Annotated in this window: 17 protein-coding genes; 14 read left to right on the top strand and 3 right to left on the bottom strand. The window is 45.9% G+C overall.

What is annotated here, in order from left to right; translation table 11 throughout:
• Positions 1-21: 21 nt before the first annotated feature.
• On the top strand, positions 22-435 hold the full coding sequence (locus tag ABXT42_RS08085) for a GFA family protein (RefSeq protein WP_443627641.1): 414 nt from the start codon (positions 22-24) through the stop codon (positions 433-435).
• A 41-nt stretch (positions 436-476) separates the two neighbouring features.
• On the opposite strand, the gene ABXT42_RS08080 is transcribed toward ABXT42_RS08085, so the two are convergent.
• Positions 477-1,745, bottom strand: a complete 1,269-nt coding sequence (locus ABXT42_RS08080; protein WP_443627640.1) for a DEAD/DEAH box helicase — start codon at positions 1,743-1,745, stop codon at positions 477-479.
• A gap of 372 nt (positions 1,746-2,117) precedes the next feature.
• Between ABXT42_RS08080 and ABXT42_RS08075 the strand changes: the two genes are divergently transcribed.
• From ABXT42_RS08075 to tdh, 5 genes are all read left to right on the top strand, one after another.
• Positions 2,118-3,863 (top strand): NAD(P)H-dependent oxidoreductase subunit E, encoded by a 1,746-nt coding sequence (locus tag ABXT42_RS08075; RefSeq protein ID WP_443627639.1) that lies wholly within the window; start codon positions 2,118-2,120, stop codon positions 3,861-3,863.
• Positions 3,860-6,625 (top strand): formate dehydrogenase subunit alpha, encoded by a 2,766-nt coding sequence (gene fdhF / locus ABXT42_RS08070; RefSeq protein ID WP_443627638.1) that lies wholly within the window; start codon positions 3,860-3,862, stop codon positions 6,623-6,625. Before ABXT42_RS08075 ends, fdhF begins: the two co-directional genes overlap by 4 nt.
• 152 nt (positions 6,626-6,777) lie before the next feature.
• A complete protein-coding gene (locus ABXT42_RS08065; protein ID WP_443627637.1) occupies positions 6,778-7,383 on the top strand; it encodes a helix-turn-helix domain-containing protein in 606 nt (201 codons plus the stop codon).
• A 24-nt stretch (positions 7,384-7,407) separates the two neighbouring features.
• A complete protein-coding gene (locus ABXT42_RS08060) occupies positions 7,408-8,607 on the top strand; it encodes a glycine C-acetyltransferase (RefSeq protein ID WP_443627636.1) in 1,200 nt (399 codons plus the stop codon).
• Positions 8,608-8,636: 29 nt separating this feature from the next.
• A complete protein-coding gene (gene tdh / locus ABXT42_RS08055) occupies positions 8,637-9,662 on the top strand; it encodes an L-threonine 3-dehydrogenase (protein ID WP_443629463.1) in 1,026 nt (341 codons plus the stop codon).
• Positions 9,663-9,794: 132 nt separating this feature from the next.
• Here the strand turns inward: tdh and ABXT42_RS08050 are convergent, their stop codons facing one another.
• A complete protein-coding gene (locus ABXT42_RS08050; RefSeq protein WP_443627635.1) occupies positions 9,795-10,379 on the bottom strand; it encodes an outer membrane beta-barrel protein in 585 nt (194 codons plus the stop codon).
• A 293-nt stretch (positions 10,380-10,672) separates the two neighbouring features.
• Here ABXT42_RS08050 and ABXT42_RS08045 point away from each other — a divergent pair, with 293 nt between their 5' ends.
• The 7 genes from ABXT42_RS08045 (at position 10,673) to ABXT42_RS08015 (ending at position 16,114) form a co-directional block, all read left to right on the top strand.
• A complete protein-coding gene (locus ABXT42_RS08045; protein WP_443627634.1) occupies positions 10,673-11,134 on the top strand; it encodes a YaiI/YqxD family protein in 462 nt (153 codons plus the stop codon).
• The gene (locus ABXT42_RS08040) at positions 11,131-12,012 is read left to right on the top strand and encodes a formate dehydrogenase accessory sulfurtransferase FdhD (protein WP_443627633.1); all 882 of its coding nucleotides are present in this window, start codon (positions 11,131-11,133) and stop codon (positions 12,010-12,012) included. The genes ABXT42_RS08045 and ABXT42_RS08040 overlap by 4 nt, the downstream gene beginning before the upstream one ends.
• The gene (mobA, locus tag ABXT42_RS08035) at positions 12,002-12,646 is read left to right on the top strand and encodes a molybdenum cofactor guanylyltransferase MobA (RefSeq protein ID WP_443627632.1); all 645 of its coding nucleotides are present in this window, start codon (positions 12,002-12,004) and stop codon (positions 12,644-12,646) included. Before ABXT42_RS08040 ends, mobA begins: the two co-directional genes overlap by 11 nt.
• Complete coding sequence (locus ABXT42_RS08030; RefSeq protein WP_443627631.1) at positions 12,600-13,298, top strand: GntR family transcriptional regulator; 699 nt, start codon at positions 12,600-12,602, stop codon at positions 13,296-13,298. Before mobA ends, ABXT42_RS08030 begins: the two co-directional genes overlap by 47 nt.
• A gap of 63 nt (positions 13,299-13,361) precedes the next feature.
• Complete coding sequence (locus ABXT42_RS08025; protein WP_443627630.1) at positions 13,362-14,531, top strand: M24 family metallopeptidase; 1,170 nt, start codon at positions 13,362-13,364, stop codon at positions 14,529-14,531.
• A complete protein-coding gene (locus tag ABXT42_RS08020; RefSeq protein ID WP_443627629.1) occupies positions 14,531-15,343 on the top strand; it encodes a carbon-nitrogen hydrolase family protein in 813 nt (270 codons plus the stop codon). Before ABXT42_RS08025 ends, ABXT42_RS08020 begins: the two co-directional genes overlap by 1 nt.
• Before the next feature lie 18 nt (positions 15,344-15,361).
• The gene (locus ABXT42_RS08015) at positions 15,362-16,114 is read left to right on the top strand and encodes a maleate cis-trans isomerase family protein (RefSeq protein WP_443627628.1); all 753 of its coding nucleotides are present in this window, start codon (positions 15,362-15,364) and stop codon (positions 16,112-16,114) included.
• Positions 16,115-16,155: 41 nt separating this feature from the next.
• Here the strand turns inward: ABXT42_RS08015 and ABXT42_RS08010 are convergent, their stop codons facing one another.
• The gene (locus ABXT42_RS08010) at positions 16,156-17,946 is read right to left on the bottom strand and encodes a bifunctional molybdopterin-guanine dinucleotide biosynthesis adaptor protein MobB/molybdopterin molybdotransferase MoeA (protein WP_443627627.1); all 1,791 of its coding nucleotides are present in this window, start codon (positions 17,944-17,946) and stop codon (positions 16,156-16,158) included.
• Between the two features lie 248 nt (positions 17,947-18,194).
• Here ABXT42_RS08010 and ABXT42_RS08005 point away from each other — a divergent pair, with 248 nt between their 5' ends.
• Positions 18,195-19,445 carry a sarcosine oxidase subunit beta family protein gene (locus tag ABXT42_RS08005; protein WP_443627626.1) on the top strand — a complete coding sequence of 417 codons (1,251 nt, stop codon included), beginning with the start codon at positions 18,195-18,197 and terminating at the stop codon, positions 19,443-19,445.
• Positions 19,446-19,456: the final 11 nt, after the last annotated feature.

Below are 19,456 nucleotides of genomic sequence, written 5' to 3'. Positions count from 1 at the left end.
AACCCTGCAAAAGGAATCAACATGAGCCGTAAAATTTTAGGTGGTTGCCTATGTGGCGCTGTAAAGTTTGTCGTAAACGATAGCTTTGATAAGTTTTACTTTTGCCATTGCATACAATGTCGCAAGGTGTCTGGCTCATCCCATGCATCTAACTTATTCACCACAATAGAGCATATTAAATGGCTAAGTGGCTTGGATAAAACAGTTCGTTTTGACCACAAAGAAGGGGAATTTACAAAAGTATTTTGCAGCCAATGTGGCTCTGGTTTGCCGTATAAATCACTAAGTAGTGAATCTTTAATAGTGCCAGCAGGTAGTCTGGATGAAGAGCCGTCATTAGCGCCTCAAGCTCAAATATTTTGTAGCGAAAAGGCGCGGTGGTTCACTGCAGGCATTAGCGCACCAGAAAACTCAGGGTATGAATCTGACGATTAAAATCATCACAAGCCTTTTAAAAAAGGCTTGTGATGAGCACACTAGCCCTTTTTCTTCAGCTTTTTAGCCTTTGCTTTCTCGGCCTTAGCTTTGTCAGATTTAGACACCTTTGGCTTTTTAAGCTTCACCTTTTTTAATACCGCAGGCTCTTCTTTTTTAGGTGAAAAGCCTGGGAATACTTTACGCTCAATAGGGTTGCCAATATAGCGCTCTATGCGGCCTAGATTTGGCCAGTCCATCGCATCTACTATAGACCACACGCTGCCTGCTTCGCCGTCACGGCCTGTGCGGCCTGCACGGTGAACATAGCTGTCTGCCTTTTCTGGCATGTGCACGTTTATTACATGGCTTAGGCCGGGTAGGTCCACACCACGTGCCATCACGTCGGTAGCAATCAGCACTTTAGTGCGGCCACGGCGCATGTCTTTAATCTGTTGGTTACGGTCACTTTGGCGCAGGTCGCCGTGTAGCCCTGTGCACTGAATGCCAAGGGTGCGCACCACTTTAAGCCATGTGTCTACTTGCTTTTTACTGTTTACAAACACGATGGCTTGCTTTACTTCTGGTAGGCGCAGCAGGGCTTTAAGTAAGTGCTCTTTGTGTAGTTCGTTGTCTGCTTGGTAAACCGCTTGGCTTATCTTTTTAGCCACATGGCGCGGTGCTTCCACAGCCACTTGCACGGCATCATCAGAAAGCAAGTCGTGGGCAAAGGCTTGCACCTTGTCGCCTTCTAGCGTGGCAGAAAACATAGAAGTTTGGCGTTCTAAAGGCAACATATCCGAAATTTGATGAATGGCCTGGATAAAGCCCAAGTCCAACATGCGATCCGCTTCGTCTATTACAAACACAGTCACTAGAGATAAATCCAGCGCCATGTGTTCTTCAATTTCTAGCAAACGCCCAGGGGTAGCTACCAGCACATCGATGGTTTGGGCCACCATGGCTTTTTGCATGCCAAAAGGCACGCCGCCCACAATAAGGCAGCACTTTAAATGGTTATTGGCTACCAGTTGCTCTATTTGGTCATAGGTTTGGCGAGCCAGTTCGCGGGTTGGGCTAAGTATAAGCACCTTTGGCGTGCCGGCTTCTTGTCTTGGCGTGTCTAAAATATGTTGTAATGCGGGCAACACAAAAGCCAGGGTTTTACCTGTGCCAGTGGGGGCCGAAGCTAATACATTAGAGCCTTCCAACAAAGGTGGAATAGCTTGTTGTTGAATAGCAGTAGGCTGGGTAAATTCATGTTCTGAAAGGGCAAGAAGTAGCTCTTCATCAAGCATTAAGTCGACAAAAGACACGGCGGCATAACTCATTAAATATTCGAGGCCATAGGATACCGTATTTTGCTCATAATAGATTCAGCTATATGCGCTCATCCTTGTGCTTATGCGACTAGTGCAACAATAGACAGCTTGGGTGGGTAAAAGCAGGTGCGCTATGGCGATAATGAAATTTGGTACAGGCGCTTTCGTGTAACTATGATGTCGTTTTCAGATATGCGACAATTTCTAGCACTGGGATACTGGCACCATTACTAGGATGCTATAGTAGAGCATATTTTAAGTGGCTATCTTAAGTGCCTGTTTTGGGTGTAAACCCTTTTAAATATTGGCATGCCACCCTAAAGTGTTTTATAAAAAGCACCGTTACATTACACCTTGAACTTAAGTTAAACAGAGAACAAAATGTCTGCTGATTCTACCAAAGACAATGTGGTGCGTTTGCACCCAGGCGCCGGCCGCAATAAATCCCGTATTCACTTGCGTGGACGCCAGGTTAATTTAGACACCTTAGGCCACTTGCGTGAGCTTATGGGCGACCAGCCTATTAAACGTGACATGCTGGTTGAATACTTGCACTTAATTCAAGACGATGTTGGCTACCTTCCAGCAGCACACCTTGCCGCTTTAGCCCATGAAATGAATATCCCCATGGCAGAAGTGTATGAATGTGCCTCTTTTTACGCACACTTTGACATTATTAAAGAAGACGAAGCGCCACCAGCAGCAGTCACCGTGCGTGTGTGCGACAGCTTAAGCTGTCAGCTTGCAGGCGCGCAGCAGTTTAAAGCGGCGCTAGAAGCAGGCACAGACCCAAGCCAAGTGCGCATTCTTAACGCGCCATGCATGGGCCGTTGTGACACTGCACCAGTAGCCGAAGTAGGCCACTATCATGTAGACAACGCCGATGTAGCAAAAGTAGTGGCAGCTATAGAAGCAGAGCACTTCCATCCACATATTCCAGATTACATGGCTTTTGAGGCCTATGTAGCTGATGACGGCTACACCTTATTGAAAAAATGTTTAGCTGGAGATTACTCTTGGGAAGACATTCAAAAAGTGTTGGCAGATGCCAACCTTAAAGGCCTAGGCGGGGCAGGTTTCCCCACCCACATGAAGTGGAAGTTTGTACGCCAAGAGCCCAAGCCTCGCTACCTAGCCATTAATGGCGACGAAGGCGAGCCTGGCACCTTTAAAGACCGCTTGTATTTAGAAACAGACCCACATCGCTTTATTGAGGGCGCTTTAATCAGCGCTTGGGCTGTAGAAGCAGATGCTGCCTATATTTATTTGCGTGACGAATACCCAGCAGCCCGTGAAATTTTACTTGAAGAAATTGCCAAAGTAGAAGCAGCAGGCTTAGCACCACAAGGCTTTATACACCTACGCCGTGGCGCAGGCGCTTATATTTGTGGTGAAGAATCAGCCATGATTGAATCTTTAGAAGGCAAGCCTGGCTTGCCTCGCCATCGTCCGCCTTTTGTAGCGCAGGTAGGTTTGTTTAACCGCCCTACATTAGTGAACAACATTGAAACCGTATTTTGGATACGCACCTTAATGGACAAAGGCGCAGACTGGTTCTCTAGCCAAGGCCGCAATGGTTCACAAGGTTTGCGTAGTTTTTCAGTATCTGGCCGCGTGAATAACCCTGGGGTTAAGTTGGCACCCGCAGGTATCACCATGCAAGAGCTTATGGATGAATACTGCGGCGGCATAGCCGATGGTCATGAGTTTAAAGGCTACCTTCCAGGGGGTGCGTCAGGTGGCATATTGCCCGCGGGCATGGCCGATATTCCTTTAGATTTTGGCACGCTTCAGCCTTATGGCTGTTTTATTGGTTCGGCGGCTGTAGTGGTATTATCAGACCAAGATAACATGCGTGATGTAGTGGTGAACTTGCTTAAGTTTTTTGAAGACGAAAGTTGTGGCCAGTGCACCCCGTGTCGAGTGGGCACTGAAAAAATGGTGAAGCTGTTGCAGCGCCCAGATTGGGACCAAGCTCTAATGGCCCAGCTAAGCCAAGCCATGTGCGACGCTTCTATATGTGGTTTAGGCCAAGCCGCCTCAAACCCTATCACTACCGTATTTAAATACTTTGACGCTGATTTGATCGCCACCGATCTGTCTGCCAGTGTGGGAGACTTATCATGAGCCAAGATATTATCAATTTCACCCTAGACGGTGAAAAAGTAACTGCCAAAGCAGGCGAGAGCATTTGGCAAGTGGCCAAGCGTATGGGTGAAACCATTCCCCATCTTTGCTATAAGCCAGAGCCAGGCTACCGCGCAGACGGCAACTGCCGCGCGTGTATGGTAGAAATAGAAGGCGAGCGCGTATTAGCCGCTTCTTGCTTGCGCTCACCTAGTGAAGGCATGGTAGTGACTAGTGCCACATCTGATCGTGCCCAAGTGTCACGTAAAATGGTGTTGGAGCTTTTAGCTACAGACCAGCCAGCACGTGAAGAATCTCCAGATAAAAGCTCGCACTTTTGGGCTATGGCCGATTTATTGGCGGTAGATGCTACACAAGCACGTTTTGAAACCACCATTAAGCCTTGTGCAGACAACAGCAGTAAGGCTATGCGGGTTAACTTGCAGTCATGTATCAACTGTAATTTATGTGTAATGGCTTGCCGTGAAGTGCAAGTCAATGACGTGATTGGCATGGCTAATCGCGGCTCAGACTCTAAAGTAGTATTCGATTTTGACGACCCTATGGGTGACTCTACCTGTGTAAACTGTGGTGAGTGTGTGCAAGCATGCCCCACGGGTGCCTTAATGCCAGCCTCGGTAACTAGTGAAGAAGGCATCGGTGACAGCGCAGACTTTGACCGCAAAGTAGACAGTGTGTGTCAGTATTGTGGTGTAGGTTGCCAGCTCACTTACCATGTGAAAGACGAGCGCATTGTTTATGTGGAAGGCCGCGATGGCCCAGCCAACCAAAGCCGTTTGTGTGTAAAGGGTCGCTTTGGCTCAGACTATATCCATCATGGTGATCGTATCACCAAGCCATTGATTCGCCTTGAAGGCGCACAAAAAGGCATTCATAACGACTTTGACCCTGCAAAACCGCTCACTCACTTTCGTGAAGCAAGCTGGGAAGAGGCGCTAGATTTTGCGGCCAATGGCCTTACTAAAATAAGAGATCATCAAGGCAAAAAAGCCCTTGCAGGTTTTGGTAGTGCCAAAGGTTCAAACGAAGAAGCTTATTTATTTCAAAAGCTAGTACGCACAGGCTTTGGTAGTAACAACGTAGACCATTGCACCCGCTTATGCCATGCCTCCTCTGTAATGGCGTTGCTGGAAGGTTTGGGGTCAGGTGCAGTATCGGCTTCGTTTATGCAAGCCAAGCACGCAGACGTTGTAGTGATTACCGGGGCCAACCCCACCAATAACCACCCCGTAGCAGCTACTTTCTTTAAGCAAGCGGCAAAAAATGGCACTAAAATTGTAGTGCTAGACCCTCGTGGCCTAGCCATGAAAAAATACGCCAGCCACATGATTCAGTTTAAGCCAGGTAGCGATGTAAGCTTCTGGAATGCCATCATGAACGTGATTGTTACAGAAGAGCTCTACAACCAAACCTACATTGATAAAATGACCACAGGTTTTGATGTGGTTAAAGAGCATGTAAAACGTTACACCCCTGAAGCCATGTCGCTTATTTGTGGTGTGGATGCAAACCTTATTCGTGAAGTGGCACGTTTGTATGCCACAGCTAATAACGCCATGATTTTCTGGGGCATGGGTGTGTCACAACACGTCCACGGCACAGATAACTGTCGCGCTATGATCTCTGTGGCTTTAATGACAGGCCAAATTGGCCGTGAAGGTTCAGGCTTGCACCCATTACGTGGACAAAATAACGTGCAAGGTGCATCTGATGCTGGGCTTATCCCCATGATGTATCCAGATTATAAGAGTGTGAATGTTGATAACGTTAAAGCCATGTTTGAAGACCTATGGGGCACTCAGCTTTCTGATGAGCCAGGCCTTACGGTAGTAGAAACCATGAACGCCATTCACGAAGGCACGGTTACGGGAATGTACGTGGAAGGTGAAAACCCAGCCATGTCAGACCCAGATCTACACCACGCTCGTGGCGCTTTAGCTAAGCTTGAGCATTTGGTGGTGCAAGACCTATACGTCACAGAAACGGCCATGTATGCCGATGTTGTTCTGCCTGCCTCTGCATGGCCAGAGAAAGACGGCACAGCTTCAAACACCAACCGCACCGTGCAAATGGGTAGGCAAGCAGTGAAGCCACCTGGCGATGCACGTCAAGACTGGTGGATCATTCAAGAGCTAGCCAACCGCATGGGCCTCAACTGGACCTACACCCATCCAAAGGATGTGTTTGCCGAAATGAAGCTAGCCATGCCAAGCTTAAATAACCTGTCTTGGGAGCGCCTAGAAAAGGAGCACTCGGTTACTTATCCTTGCCCAGCGCAAGATCACCCAGGTAATGATATTGTATTTATAGACAGCTTCCCTATAGAAGGTGGTCGAGGCAAATTTGTAGCTGCAGATATTGTAGAGCCAGATGAGCGCCCAGATGATGAATACCCCGTTATTCTCACTACCGGCCGCCAGCTAGAGCATTGGCACACAGGCTCCATGACTCGCCGTTCAAAAGTGCTTGATGCACTAGAGCCAGAAGCAGTGGCTACACTTAGCCGTGAAGAGCTGGCTAAAATTGGCGCCAAAGCAGGTGACATGATCCGTGTGTCTACTCGCCGCGGTAGTATCGATATCATGGCCCGTGAAGACGTCGACGTACCATCAGGGGTTATATTCATTCCCTTCTGCTACGTAGAAGCTTCTGCCAATATGCTCACCAACGCAGCACTAGACCCAGTGGGTAAAATCCCTGAGTTCAAGTTTTGTGCCTCGCGTATTGAGCGCGTTGTATAGTATTTAGAGTATTTTGTTTGGGTCAAAAAGGTCAGCTTATGCTGGCCTTTTTTATGGATCTTGTATTATTCATTATTTATTATAATATGCATTTGTATAATTATAATATACAATGAGTGATCGTTTTTAATGATCTATAAAAGGTAATCTGTATGTTAAAGCCTACTACGCAGGCAGGGTTTAAGTTGGCGGGCCAACGCATGGGCCTGCGGTTACGTAAGGTGCGTCAACAACAAGGCAAATCCTTGGAAGCGCTTGCTGCAAAAGTAGGAGTTAATAAGCTCACACTAGGCAACATTGAACGGGGTGAGGGTAACCCTACCTTGTCGGTCATTTGGAAAATCGCCAATGGTTTAGGTGTGCCTTTTTCTAGTCTACTTAGTCATGATACCCCACCCCAAGTGAGCCGGTTTACCCAGCAAGCAGATATTAGCAGCCCTGACGGAAACTTTTTGGCTCACGCTATGCTTGATATGCAAGAACAATGCACTTTTGATGTGCAAATAGCTCGTGTAGAAGCAGGAAACCACTATCAATCTGAAGCCCATGCAGAAGGCGTAATTGAGTTAGTGTGTTTGATTCAGGGTGAACTAGAAGTAAACGTTGACGGTGACAGCTATGTGCTTCAGCCACTAGATTGTTTGCGTTTTTGTGCAGATCAAAGCCACAGTTACTTCAACCCAGGACAAAGTGAGGCAATATTTCATTGCATTATTGCGTACCGCCAACTTAGTAATGATAAAGCTCACAATTACTAAACCTATTTATTTAAGATGAAACCTATGACTAATTCTGTATTAACTTTAAATGCTCGTTTGCAAAAGCAGCTTGAGGCATTGCATGAACAGGGCTTGTTCAAACATGAGCTTGCACTCACCTCACCCCAACAAGCCTGCATCACTGACGAAAAAGGGCGCAGTGCAATTAACTTGTGTGCTAATAATTATTTAGGCTTAGCCAATCACCCAGACTTAGTTGAGGCTGCCAAGCTAGCTTTAGATTGTCATGGGTTTGGTATGGCCTCGGTGCGTTTTATTTGTGGCACACAAACCCTACATCAACAATTAGAGCAGCGCATAGCAGAGTTTTTAGGCTTTGAAGATGCCATTCTTTATTCTTCTTGTTTCGATGCTAATACAGGCTTATTTGAGACTCTTTTGGATGCACAGGATGCCATCATCAGTGACAGCCTCAACCACGCTAGCATTATTGACGGGGTGAGATTGTGCAAGGCGCAACGTTTGCGCTATACCAATAACGATATGCAATCTTTAGAGCAACAGCTACAGGCCTGCGCTGGCGCACGCACGCGTTTGGTGGTGACAGATGGAGTGTTTTCCATGGACGGTAGCTTGGCTAATTTAGCAGCCATATGTGATTTAGCCCAACGCTATGATGCCTTGGTGATGGTTGATGATTCTCATGCGGTAGGAATCGTGGGTGGGCGTGGTAGAGGCACCCATGAACATTGTGAGGTTATGGGGCGAGTGAGCATTATGACTGGCACTTTTGGTAAGGCTTTGGGCGGTGCTTCTGGTGGTTACGTAGTGGCTAGTAAAGCCGTGGTGGCTTGGTTAAAACAGCGATCAAGACCTTATCTTTTTTCTAATTCGTTAGCCCCTGCCATTTGCGCAGCTACTCTAAAAGCTCTAGAACTAGTGACTAAAGAACCTGAGTTGAGGCAGCAACTGTGGCAAAACTCAAACTATTTCCGTGAAAGTATGAAAGGCCTAGGTTTTAACTTGCTAGGTGCAGATCATGCCATTATTCCAGTGCTATTAGGCGATGCAGTGTTAGCAGCAGAATTTGCCAAACGTATGCAAGCTCTGGGTATATATGTAGTGAGTTTTAGTTTTCCAGTGGTACCACAAGGCCAAGCGCGCATCCGCACTCAAATGTCAGCTGCTTTGAGTCGTTCACAAATCGATCAAGCCATACAAACGTTTGCTCAAGTAGGCCGCGATTTAGGAGTCATTCAATGACCACCAATAAGCTAGAAAAAAGTGGTGCTATGCCTGCTTTAGTAAAACAGTATGACCGACCTGGTTTATGGTTAATGGACATGCCCATACCTAGTATGGGAGATCACGATGTGATGATTAAAATAAGCCACACAGCAATTTGTGGCACTGATATGCACATTTACAACTGGGACGACTGGGCGCAAGCCACTATTCCACTGGGCATGGTAGTAGGTCATGAATTTGTAGGGCATATTGTGGCTATGGGTAACCAAGTCAAGGCACATCATATTGGCCAAAGAGTTTCAGGAGAAGGCCATATTACCTGTGGTCATTGTAGAAATTGCCGTGCTGGTCGTCGTCACTTATGCATCCTAACAGTGGGAGTTGGGGTAAATCGAGCAGGTGCTTTTGCTAAGTACCTAAGCTTACCTGTGGACAATGTTTTTGTAGTGCCTGATAACATTGATGACCAACATGCATCCATCTTTGACCCGTTAGGCAATGCAGTGCATACGGCGCTTAGTTTTGATCTTGTAGGTGAAGATGTGCTCATTACTGGTGCTGGCCCCATTGGCCTAATGGCTGCTGCAATTGCCCGCCATGTGGGTGCGCGCCAAGTGGTAGTGACTGATATTAATCCCCACCGTTTAAAGTTAGCGCAATCGATGGGCGCAACTAGAAGCGTGAATGTGGCACATGAAGATATGGCCAAAGTTATGACTGAGCTTAATATACAAGAGGGGTTTGACGTGGGTTTGGAAATGTCTGGCGTAGAGTCCGCTTTTAAGCAAATGGTAAAGCACATGAATCATGGTGGTAAAATAGCCATGTTAGGCATTTTAAATGGCGAAGTTGCTATTGATTGGGGGCAAGTTATATTTAAAAGTCTCACTATTAAGGGGGTCTATGGTCGAGAAATGTACGAAACCTGGTACAAGGCTGCAGCTATGTTGCAATCAGGCCTTAATATAGCGCCCATTCTCACCCATCAGTTTAATATTAAAGACTTTGAACAGGGCTTTGCATCCATGGCAGCAGGCACTAGTGGCAAGGTTGTGTTGAACTGGGATTAGATTTGAACATCGCGTATTCAGCGCGTTGTTTAGGCTTGAGCCACTAGCCATAAAAAGCCCCTGCAGCGCAAGCTACAGGGGCTTTTTTAATGTTTAAACTGCGTTAGGCAGATTAAGGCTAGAGCTTAATTCTTAAAAAGACTTACCGATCGCAAAGCTAACAGAACTTAGGCTAGAGGCGTCAGTTTCTTGAGTGTATTCTAAATATTTGAGAGTAGCCGAACCAACATGGGTGTAGTTGGCGGATAAATCACCAAACCAGCCTTGATCAAATTCAAAGCGGTTACCCAAGGTTGCTTGTACACTGGTGGATGAGCCACTAAAGTTGGATATTTTGGTGGTGGTAGTTCCAAGGCCAAGCCCCAAATAGGGGTTATACATGGCTGTATTCTCTACGTCTAGTTGGTAGATGGCCTTGACTATAACGGATTCAAATACCAAATCACCAGTCATCCCCGTCTCCTTTAATGCGCCTCCAGCTTTTTGGTAGCTTAATTCCACAGCCAAACCATCATCTAAATTAAAACCAAAGGTGACTTCAGGCATTACGCCAGACTTAGCAAGCATTTTTGATACACCAGAAGGCTTAACAGATGGGCTCAAGCTTAGATTAGCACCTAGTTTTGCATAGTATTTATCTTGTTCTTGTGCGTGGGCGGTGTGGGCAGTTGCCATAAGTGCAACACTTACAGCCACGATATAAGGCGTTTTTAGCATAAAATTGCTCCAGTATGTAATTGAGTATTGGGTGGTTAATTAGGCTGATGAAATCTACTTGATCTATACAGACAATCTATTAATAACGTAAAAGTACATTACTCACCTATTGTAGCTTATATTAGTATATTTATACAAAAATAAGTTGCCTTTTTTTTAATGCTCAATATTTTAAAATAAGGGTGTTCATTTAAGATTTGTGCAGTGGCATAACTATTGAGCAGGCTAAGCTCTGGTTCTTATTTGTACATTCATGCACAATAGACTTTTAATTCATCAAGTTAGTTTTTAATATGCCAATTTGGGTTGATGCCGATGCCTGCCCAGGCGTCATAAAAGAGATCTTATTTCGCGCCGCAGAGCGTGCGCAAATACCCACCATCTTAGTGGCTAATCAATACATCGCTACACCTGCGTCTAAAGTGATTAGCATGGTGCAGGTAGGCTCTGGTTTTGATGTGGCAGATAATGAAATAGTAAAACGTGTGGTGGCAGGTGACTTAGTGATTACCTCCGACATCCCCTTGGCGGCAGAAGTGGTAGAAAAGGGGGCACAAGCCCTTAGTCACCGTGGTGAGGCCTATACCAAAGAAACCATACGCCAAAGGCTAAGCATGCGTGATTTTATGGAAAATTTACGAAACAGTGGCGTGCAAACAGGTGGGCAGGCAGCTATGAACCATACCGACAGACAAACCTTTGCTAATAAGCTAGACCGGTGGATAACCAAACAAAATAAACAGGCCAACCCATGAAAATTGCAGACCTTTCTGGTTACCTCATATACCCAAACACGCAAGATGACAATCTTACTAGCCACGTTACAGGCACAGACCACACCGGTTCCCAAGTAGAAGTGGATGTAGTTACAGAACGTGGCCTTACGGTGTATTTAAACAAACAAGAGATTGTTACCTTAATGACACTAGGTGATCATCCAGAGTATTTGGCTTTGGGTTTTTTGCTCAACCAAAACATGCTTCGCCCTGATGATGTAGTCACAGGGGTTGATTACGATGAAGAGCTAGAAGTAGCAATAGTGCGCACTCAAAGAGAAACCAACTACGAAGACAAGCTAAAAAAGAAGGTACGCACCTCTGGCTGTGCCCAAGGTACCGTGTTTGGCGATATTATGGAAAAGTTTGATACTATTAATCTTGCCAAAAATACACAGATTCGCACCAGTTGGTTGTATCAGTTGTCTCGTATTATCAATACCACCCCTAGTATTTACCAAAAAGCGGGTGCCATTCACGGCTGTGTATTGTGTCACCAAGCCCAGCCTTTGGTGTATATGGAAGATGTAGGGCGTCATAATGCCATTGATAAAATTGCAGGTTACATGTTTAAGCACAACATTAGCCCAGAAGATAAATGTTTTTATACTACCGGCAGGCTTACCTCTGAGATGGTGATTAAAACGGTGCAAATGCGTATTCCTATCTTAATTTCGCGCTCTGGTTTTACCGCTTGGGGCGTAGATTTAGCTCAAAAAGCAGGTTTAACCCTAATAGGTAGAGCAAAGGGGCGTAAATTTGTGGCCTTGGCAGGGTATGAAAGACTCATTTATGACATTGACGTTAATGAAGTTAATGATGAACCTAAAGGCGTAGGCCGTAAAAATGCAGATTGAAGCTAACCAAATAGTAGGTGTTATTTTAGCCGGTGGTTTGGCGCGGCGCATGGGTGGTGGTGACAAATCGCTGCTGCTCATTGGGGGGCGTAAAATTTTAGACTATGTTGTAGAGTCTTCTTGTGCTCAGTTAAATACGGTCATCATTAATGCCAATGGAGACCCAAAACGTTTTGCAGCATTTGATTTGCCAGTACAAGCTGATATTGTGCCAGACTTTGCAGGCCCATTAGCTGGTGTAGTGTCTGCCATGGCTTGGGTAAAGCAAAATCAACCCAATGTCACACACATCATTACTATGGCCGCAGATACCCCATTTTTTCCAAAAGATTATGTGACTCGCATGGTAGATATGATGCAGTTTCAGGAAAAACGTTTGGCCTGTGCAAGTTACCAAGGCCGCACTCAGCCAGTGTTTGGCTTATGGCCTATCGATTTATTTGATGATTTGTATAAAGCCTTGGTAGAAGATGATTTACGCAAAGTAGACCGTTTTACTGCACCCTATGGTGTGGCCGATGTGCCCTTTGATGAGTTAGCTGCTAATCCATTTTTCAATGTTAATACTCCCCAAGATATCGCCTTGGGTGAGCAGCAGTTGGAAGCAACAAATACGCTACTTACCCATGATTAGTTTGCTAGACAATCTCACCGCCCGTGAGCGAATAGACTCAATTCATCACCTTATGCGAGAGCGCATTTGCTTGTTGGAATATCTCCCGTTATCAGTGCTTAGAGAGTCTCAACTAGCGCAAGAATTTGGCTGTAGTCGCACGCCAGTGCGTGAAGCTATAAAACGGCTAGAGTTTGAAGGTTTAGTCACCAGTAAAAATGGTGTAGGCACTATAGTGACAGAAGCGAATTTTGAGTTGCTAGAAGATGTGTATGAAATGCGACTTAAAATAGCTGAGCTCATTGGGAGTATGGGCGTACGGGTTTTACCCATGGCCTTAGTGGATGACCTACAAGCTTTATTAGTGCAGGCCAAATGTTTGTCACCTGATGCAATTGAAGTGCTAGCGCTAGCACGCATAAACCATCAGTTACATGGGCTTGTTTGTCAGGTCATAGGTAACTCGGCTTTAAGGCAGCTCTATGATTTGTATTATTACCAAACGAGTCGCGTTTGGTATCAAAAAATGCCTCAATTTTGGGCCAGTGAGGTGGTGGCTTTAGTTGATGAACTCAAAGACCTTATTGACACCGCACAACGCCAAGATGTGGTTGCGTTGGGTTACATTAAACGCAATTATATTGCCCGTATTATTGACCTACTAAAGCATTAAATTTTAGCTGTGTACAGCATTAGAATATCGGGTTACACTCAGGTTTTTGCCAGAGAAGTTGCCATGTTAGCACAAGCCAAAGCACGCACCATTGCACTGCAATCGCAGATGCAAACTCAAAATATTCCGTTTGCCCTATTTACTGATGAAAGCTCTATTGCCTATTTAGCTGGCTTTTGGGGCTACCTTGGCATTGAGTTTGGCCGCCCCACCATGTTGGTAGTGCCTGCGGTAGGTGCCCCCACGGTGATCACTCCATTAATGGAGTCTGAAATGGTAGGCGCCATGACCTGGGTGGAAGACATAAGAGTATGGGAAGATTTTGGTAGTAATAGCTGGCAAGCCGCTTTGGCCAAAATTTTAGGCGCTATATTAGGTCCAAGGCCTGAGTCTATTTGGCTAGAGCTGTCTACTGTGCCTGCTATAGTGCGCAATTATTTAGACCAAGATTTTGCTGCCGTGCCTTTATGTGATATTGCCCCTGTATTAGGCAAACAACGCATTATTAAGTCTGCCTTAGAAATAGAAATTATGAGCCAAACAGGCATTATTGCAGGCGCCATGATGCAAGCTGCTCATGAATCTTTGGCAGAAGGTGTGCCTGAATATGAATCGGCTTTGGCAGTGATTAATGCAGGCACCAAAAAAGCAGCAGGCTTTCTTACCGACACAGGTTGGGATCAGTTTGTATCCCCTATGATCCATAATTTACAAATTTTACAAAGTGGTAGTGACACCTCTATGGTGCATCGGCGCGCTAGTGTTCGTACCTATAAAAGGGCAGACCCTGTGTACTTTTGTTTTTGTAATATGGCCCAGTTTAAGCAATATAAATTGGGCTTTGATCGTATGTTTCACATTGGTGAAGTCACCGACCAAGCAGCGCAAGTTCAACTGGCAGCCATAGAGGCACAGCAAGCCGCTATTGCGGCCATAAAGCCAGGCGTGAGTGCGCAGCAAGTGGCTGCAGCAGCCAATGCGGTGTATCAAAAGCGCGGCTATGAAACAGGCTATCGCACAGGCCGCTCTATTGGCGTAGCTTATTTAGAAGCGCCAGAGCTTAAGCATGGTGACAAAACTATTTTACAAGCGGGCATGACCTTTGCAGTAGATGGTGGTATTTCTATTGATGGTGAAACTGCAGGGCGCATCGGTGACTCTATTGTAGTAACGCAAACGGGCTGTGAATACCTTACCCAATACCCACGTCAGTTGCTTGTAACTAACAGCTAATGGCTAATACAACGCTTATTATTGCAGTAGCTCAAGTAGATGCTGCTCGATCTTATGGGTCTGCACGGTTGCAATGGCTAGAGCAGCAGCTACAGTTGGCCAAAAGCCAAGGTGTGGAGCTTTTGGTTTTGCCTGAATTGTTTACTAGTGGTTACCACACTGGGCAGTTAGTAGAGCAGCTTGCAGAAACGGCAGATGGCCCTACTGCAACAGCCATTATAGCCTTAGCTAAAAGGTATCAAATAGCCATTCACTATGGCTTTGCGCAGCGACAAGGCAATGTTCTTTATAATGCGGCCCAATGCATAGGCCCCCACGGTGAAGTGCTAGGTCATTATAGAAAGCGCCTATTACCTCCAGGTTTTGAAGCAACTTACTTTACCAAAGGTGAGCATGATGGCTTATTTAGTTGGCGTGGTTTCAACATCGGTATGCTTATTTGTTATGACGCAGAGTTTCCAGAGCTTACCCGAAAGCTGGCCTTAAAAGGTGCCGATATTATACTGGTGCCTACAGCGCTAGGCAGCCAGTGGGGCTGGGTAGCTCAGCAGATGATGCCAACGCGTGGTTATGAAAATGGCGTGTATTTTGTTTATGCTAATTATTGTGGTGAAGAAAGCAGCGGTGAACAAAGCAGCGGTGAACAAAGCAGTATGGCCTTTTTAGGTGAAAGCTTTATAGCCTCGCCCCTTGGGGAAGTGGTCGCTAGAGCAGGCAGTAAAGAAGCTTTAATAGTGGCAGAAGCGACACTAGAAAGTGTCAAAATTGCTCAAAAACGTTTGCCTTACTTACAAGATTGCCAAGGGCTTTAATATTTGTTGGAGAACATTATGATCAGTACTAATGGGGTAAAGATAACCTTTGATGCAGGTCGACACTGGCGTGGCAAGGCAGGCTTTGTGCTGCTAGCTACTGAGCAAACAGTTGCAGATGACATGTACCAAATCATACCTGATAGCGTGGGACTGCATTTTTCCAGAGTGGCGATCCCCGATAGCATCACGATTGCCAGTTTAACTGAGCTTGCTAGCGGTTTAGGGGAGGCTGCAAAAGTGATCTTGCCAGACGGTAGCCTTGATGTAATCACTTATGCCTGCACCTCGGGTAGTCTTGTAGTGGGGGAGGATAAGGTTTTTTCAGAGCTTCACAAGGGAGCCCCAAAGGCCAATAAAACCTGCATTATAACCAGCGTATTGCGAGCACTTAAGGCCGTAGATGCCAAACGTTTGGTAGTGGCAACACCCTATTTGGATGAGATAAACAACCTAGAGAAAGTCTATATAGAAGCCAGTGGGTTTGAAGTGCTGGATATACAAGGGCTACAAATCGAAAAAGACAGTGATATGGTGCGAGTTACACCTGAGTCGATCCTTCAATTTGCACACAGCTTGGATAGGGTAGACGCTGACACTATATTTATCAGCTGCGGTGCCCTTAGATCTATAGACATTATTGAACGCTTAGAGCACCTCACAGGAAAAACGGTGATCACCAGCAACCAAGCTATGGCATGGGATGTTATGCGCTTATTAAGTGTAAACGATGCCATTCCAGGCTTTGGCCGACTTTTACGCGACTGTTAGTGGTTATTCACAGCCTTGATTACACTCATTAAGCCCAAAGTCTAAGCATCACCGATACCAAAGCTAGCAAAGGGTATGAAGTTCACTAGTGTGCCCTTGGGTATGTTGCCAGTGGCTTCGTCAATCTCTACCAAACCATCTGCGAAGGTCATGGAAGTAAGGATGCCAGACCCATGGGAAGCACTGCGTGCAAGCACGATGGTGCCATTGTCTTGCACCTGCTGATAAACCCTTAACCACTCTCTACGACCCACTTTTTTCTTCACATCAAAACCCAGAGGTTGCGCATAGGCTTTAGGCCGGTGCCAGCCACCGCCACCTATGGCCCTAATGAGGGGCTGACCAAACATAAGTGTGCATACATTACTGGCTACTGGGTTGCCCGGTAAACCTAAAAATAACGCTTTGCCCACTTGGCCAAATGCCAGTGGTCTGCCTGGTTTAATAGCTAAGCGCCAGCCGTGCACTTGCCCAATATCTGCAAGTGCCAAAGCGACATGGTCATGGCTGCCGGTAGACGCGCCACCAGAGGTAATAATAAGTTGGTGATCTTGACTGGCGGCACTGATGGCATGTTTAACAACGTCAAAATCATCTGCCAAAATACCAAGGTCACTCACCTCACAATGAAGACTTTCAAGTAGGGCTTTAAGCAGGTGACGATTGACGTCATAAATGCCATCTTCTGGCAGCTCTTGTCCTAGTTCATACACTTCGTTGCCTGTAGAGAACAACGCAACCTTTACCTTGTGATAAACCTCAAGGGTTGCTTGACCTGCGGCTGCAGCAAGGCCTATATCTTGTGGTCTTATTTGTTGACCTTTAGCGATGATGACATCACCTGTTTTCACATCTTCACCTTGGGGGCGCCAATTTGATCCTGCTTTGCAATCAGTTGGAAAAACCACACCATCTTGGCTTATGGACACATCTTCTTGCATCACTACTGTGTCACAACCCACTGGCATCCTTGCGCCTGTAAGCACTTTTATACAGTGGCCACGGGTCAAGGAGATTTTGGCACTGCCACCTGCATTGGCCTCTTTACTCATAAGAGGCAAGGTGAAATGCTTTGTGCAGCTTAGCTGGTCATGATTAAAGGCATAGCCATCTACAGCCACGTTATCAAATCTAGGGCTATCGTATTTGGAAGTGACATTTTGGGATAAGCGCCGGTTGATACATTTACCAAGGGCTAAGATTTGGGTACCTAAAAGGGCGCTTTGTTGGTCGCCTATTTGAGTGGCAACAGCCTGTTGCATACGCTGCCACACCAAAGATGCTGGTAATAGTTGTTGGTCTGCACTGTAGCAGTCGTTGCTAGTGCTGGATGCGTTCACTAAGCCTGTGTGCTGTAATATAAAATCGGCCACCTGAACAATGTTGTTAATGTCCAATTGAGGTAGGTCTATGTTTAAGTGATCTTGGTTTGTAGCCACGGCCACAACGTTAGGCATGGTAGCTGCTAAGCAATTGTGATTATCAGGCCCAAGAACGGCTTCTATCTTTGCATGTGCAGAGGCTTTATAGCCTTCTACTATAACCAAATCGCAAGGCTCAAATAAATTTAGTAATGTGCTTAGTTCAGACGTGGCTAGCTTTTCATAATCATGCATTAAAGCCCAGCGTTTATCTGTGGATAATAAGGTTTGATGGGCGCCTGCAGCACGATGACGATAGCTGTCTCTGCCAGGCTCGTCTATGTCTACATTGTGGTGAGCATGTTTTACAGACGACACTTTATAACCCATCTGTGTAAGATGTTTAATGAGCCGTTCTACAAGGGTGGTTTTGCCGTTATTTTTCCAACCCACAATGCCAAAAACTTGCATGCTTTAATTACCTAAAATACTGCATTATATGGTGTGATTGTACTTTATTTTTAGGCAGATGTAGCAGGGGTTAAAGCTTATTTTTGTGATTAGATTCTCACCTTTTAAAGAGCTTATCTGCATACTTCATTTTGGGTCGCAATTGAATAAGACGTAAAGGCCAACTTTGATCACAATAACCGCCTAGATATAAGATTCAGACAGTACTGCCCTCCATAGCATTGCAAAGAACATTAGCGGATGAACCAATGAAAAAATATTCAGGCTTTAGCCTTTTTAAACACTCTCTTAGCCATCATGAAAACTGGCAGGCAGCATGGCGCAGCCCGCAGCCCAAAAAAGAATACGATGTTATTATTGTAGGTGGTGGTGGCCATGGTTTGGCTACGGCGTATTATTTGGCAAAAGTGCATGGCATTACCAATGTTGCTGTGTTGGAAAAGGGCTACTTAGGTGGTGGTAACACCGCCCGAAACACCACTATTGTGCGTTCTAATTATCTTTGGGATGAAGCTTCTAAGCTATATGATCATTCTTTAGATTTGTGGAAAGACCTAAGCCAAGATTTAAACTACAACGTAATGTTTAGCCAGCGTGGTGTTTTAAACCTAGGCCACAACCTGCAAGACATGCGCGACATTGAGCGCCGTGTAAATGCGAACCGTTTAAATGGCATAGACGGCGTGGTATTAAACACTGCTGAAGTAAAAGAAATAGTGCCTGTGATTAACGATTCGCAAGACATCCGTTATCCGGTATTAGGCGCGTCTTGGCAGGCCACCGGCGGCGTAGCCCGTCATGATGCAGTAGCATGGGGCTTTGCCCGTGGTGCGGACAGCTTTGGCGTTGACCTTATTCAACAGTGTGAAGTAACTGATATTATTACCGAAGAAGGTGCTGTAGTAGGTGTACAAACCACTCAAGGCTTTATTGGCTCAAAGAAAGTAGCGTGTGTAACTGCGGGTAACTCAGGTGTGATGGCAGCCATGGTTGGTTTGCGTTTGCCTATTGAGTCTCGTCCGCTTCAAGCTTTAGTGTCTGAGCCTGTGAAACCTATTATCGATACGGTAGTTATGTCTAATGCGGTACACGCCTATGTGAGTCAGTCTGACAAAGGCGACCTAGTGATTGGCGCAGGTACAGACTCTTACAATGGCTATGGCCAGCGTGGTAGTTTCCACATTGTAGAGCATACCTTGTCAGCCATTTGTGAATTATTCCCCATGTTTAGCCGTGTGCGTATGAACCGCGCGTGGGGAGGGGTGGTAGACACTTGCCCAGATGCATGTCCTATTATTTCTAAAACCAGTGTTAAAGGGCTTTACTTCAACTGCGGTTGGGGCACAGGTGGCTTTAAAGCCACGCCTGGCTCTGGCCATGTATTTGCGCACACCTTGGCGCATGATGAAGCGCATCCTTTTGCTGCACCGTTTAGTTTAGACCGCTTTAACACCGGCCACTTAATCGACGAGCACGGCGCTGCCGGCGTTGCTCACTAATTCTTAATAAT

This window comes from Candidatus Njordibacter sp. Uisw_002 (genome assembly GCF_047730155.1).
Classification (GTDB): domain Bacteria; phylum Pseudomonadota; class Gammaproteobacteria; order Pseudomonadales; family Balneatricaceae; genus Njordibacter.
This window is presented reverse-complemented; position numbering and strand designations above follow the sequence as displayed.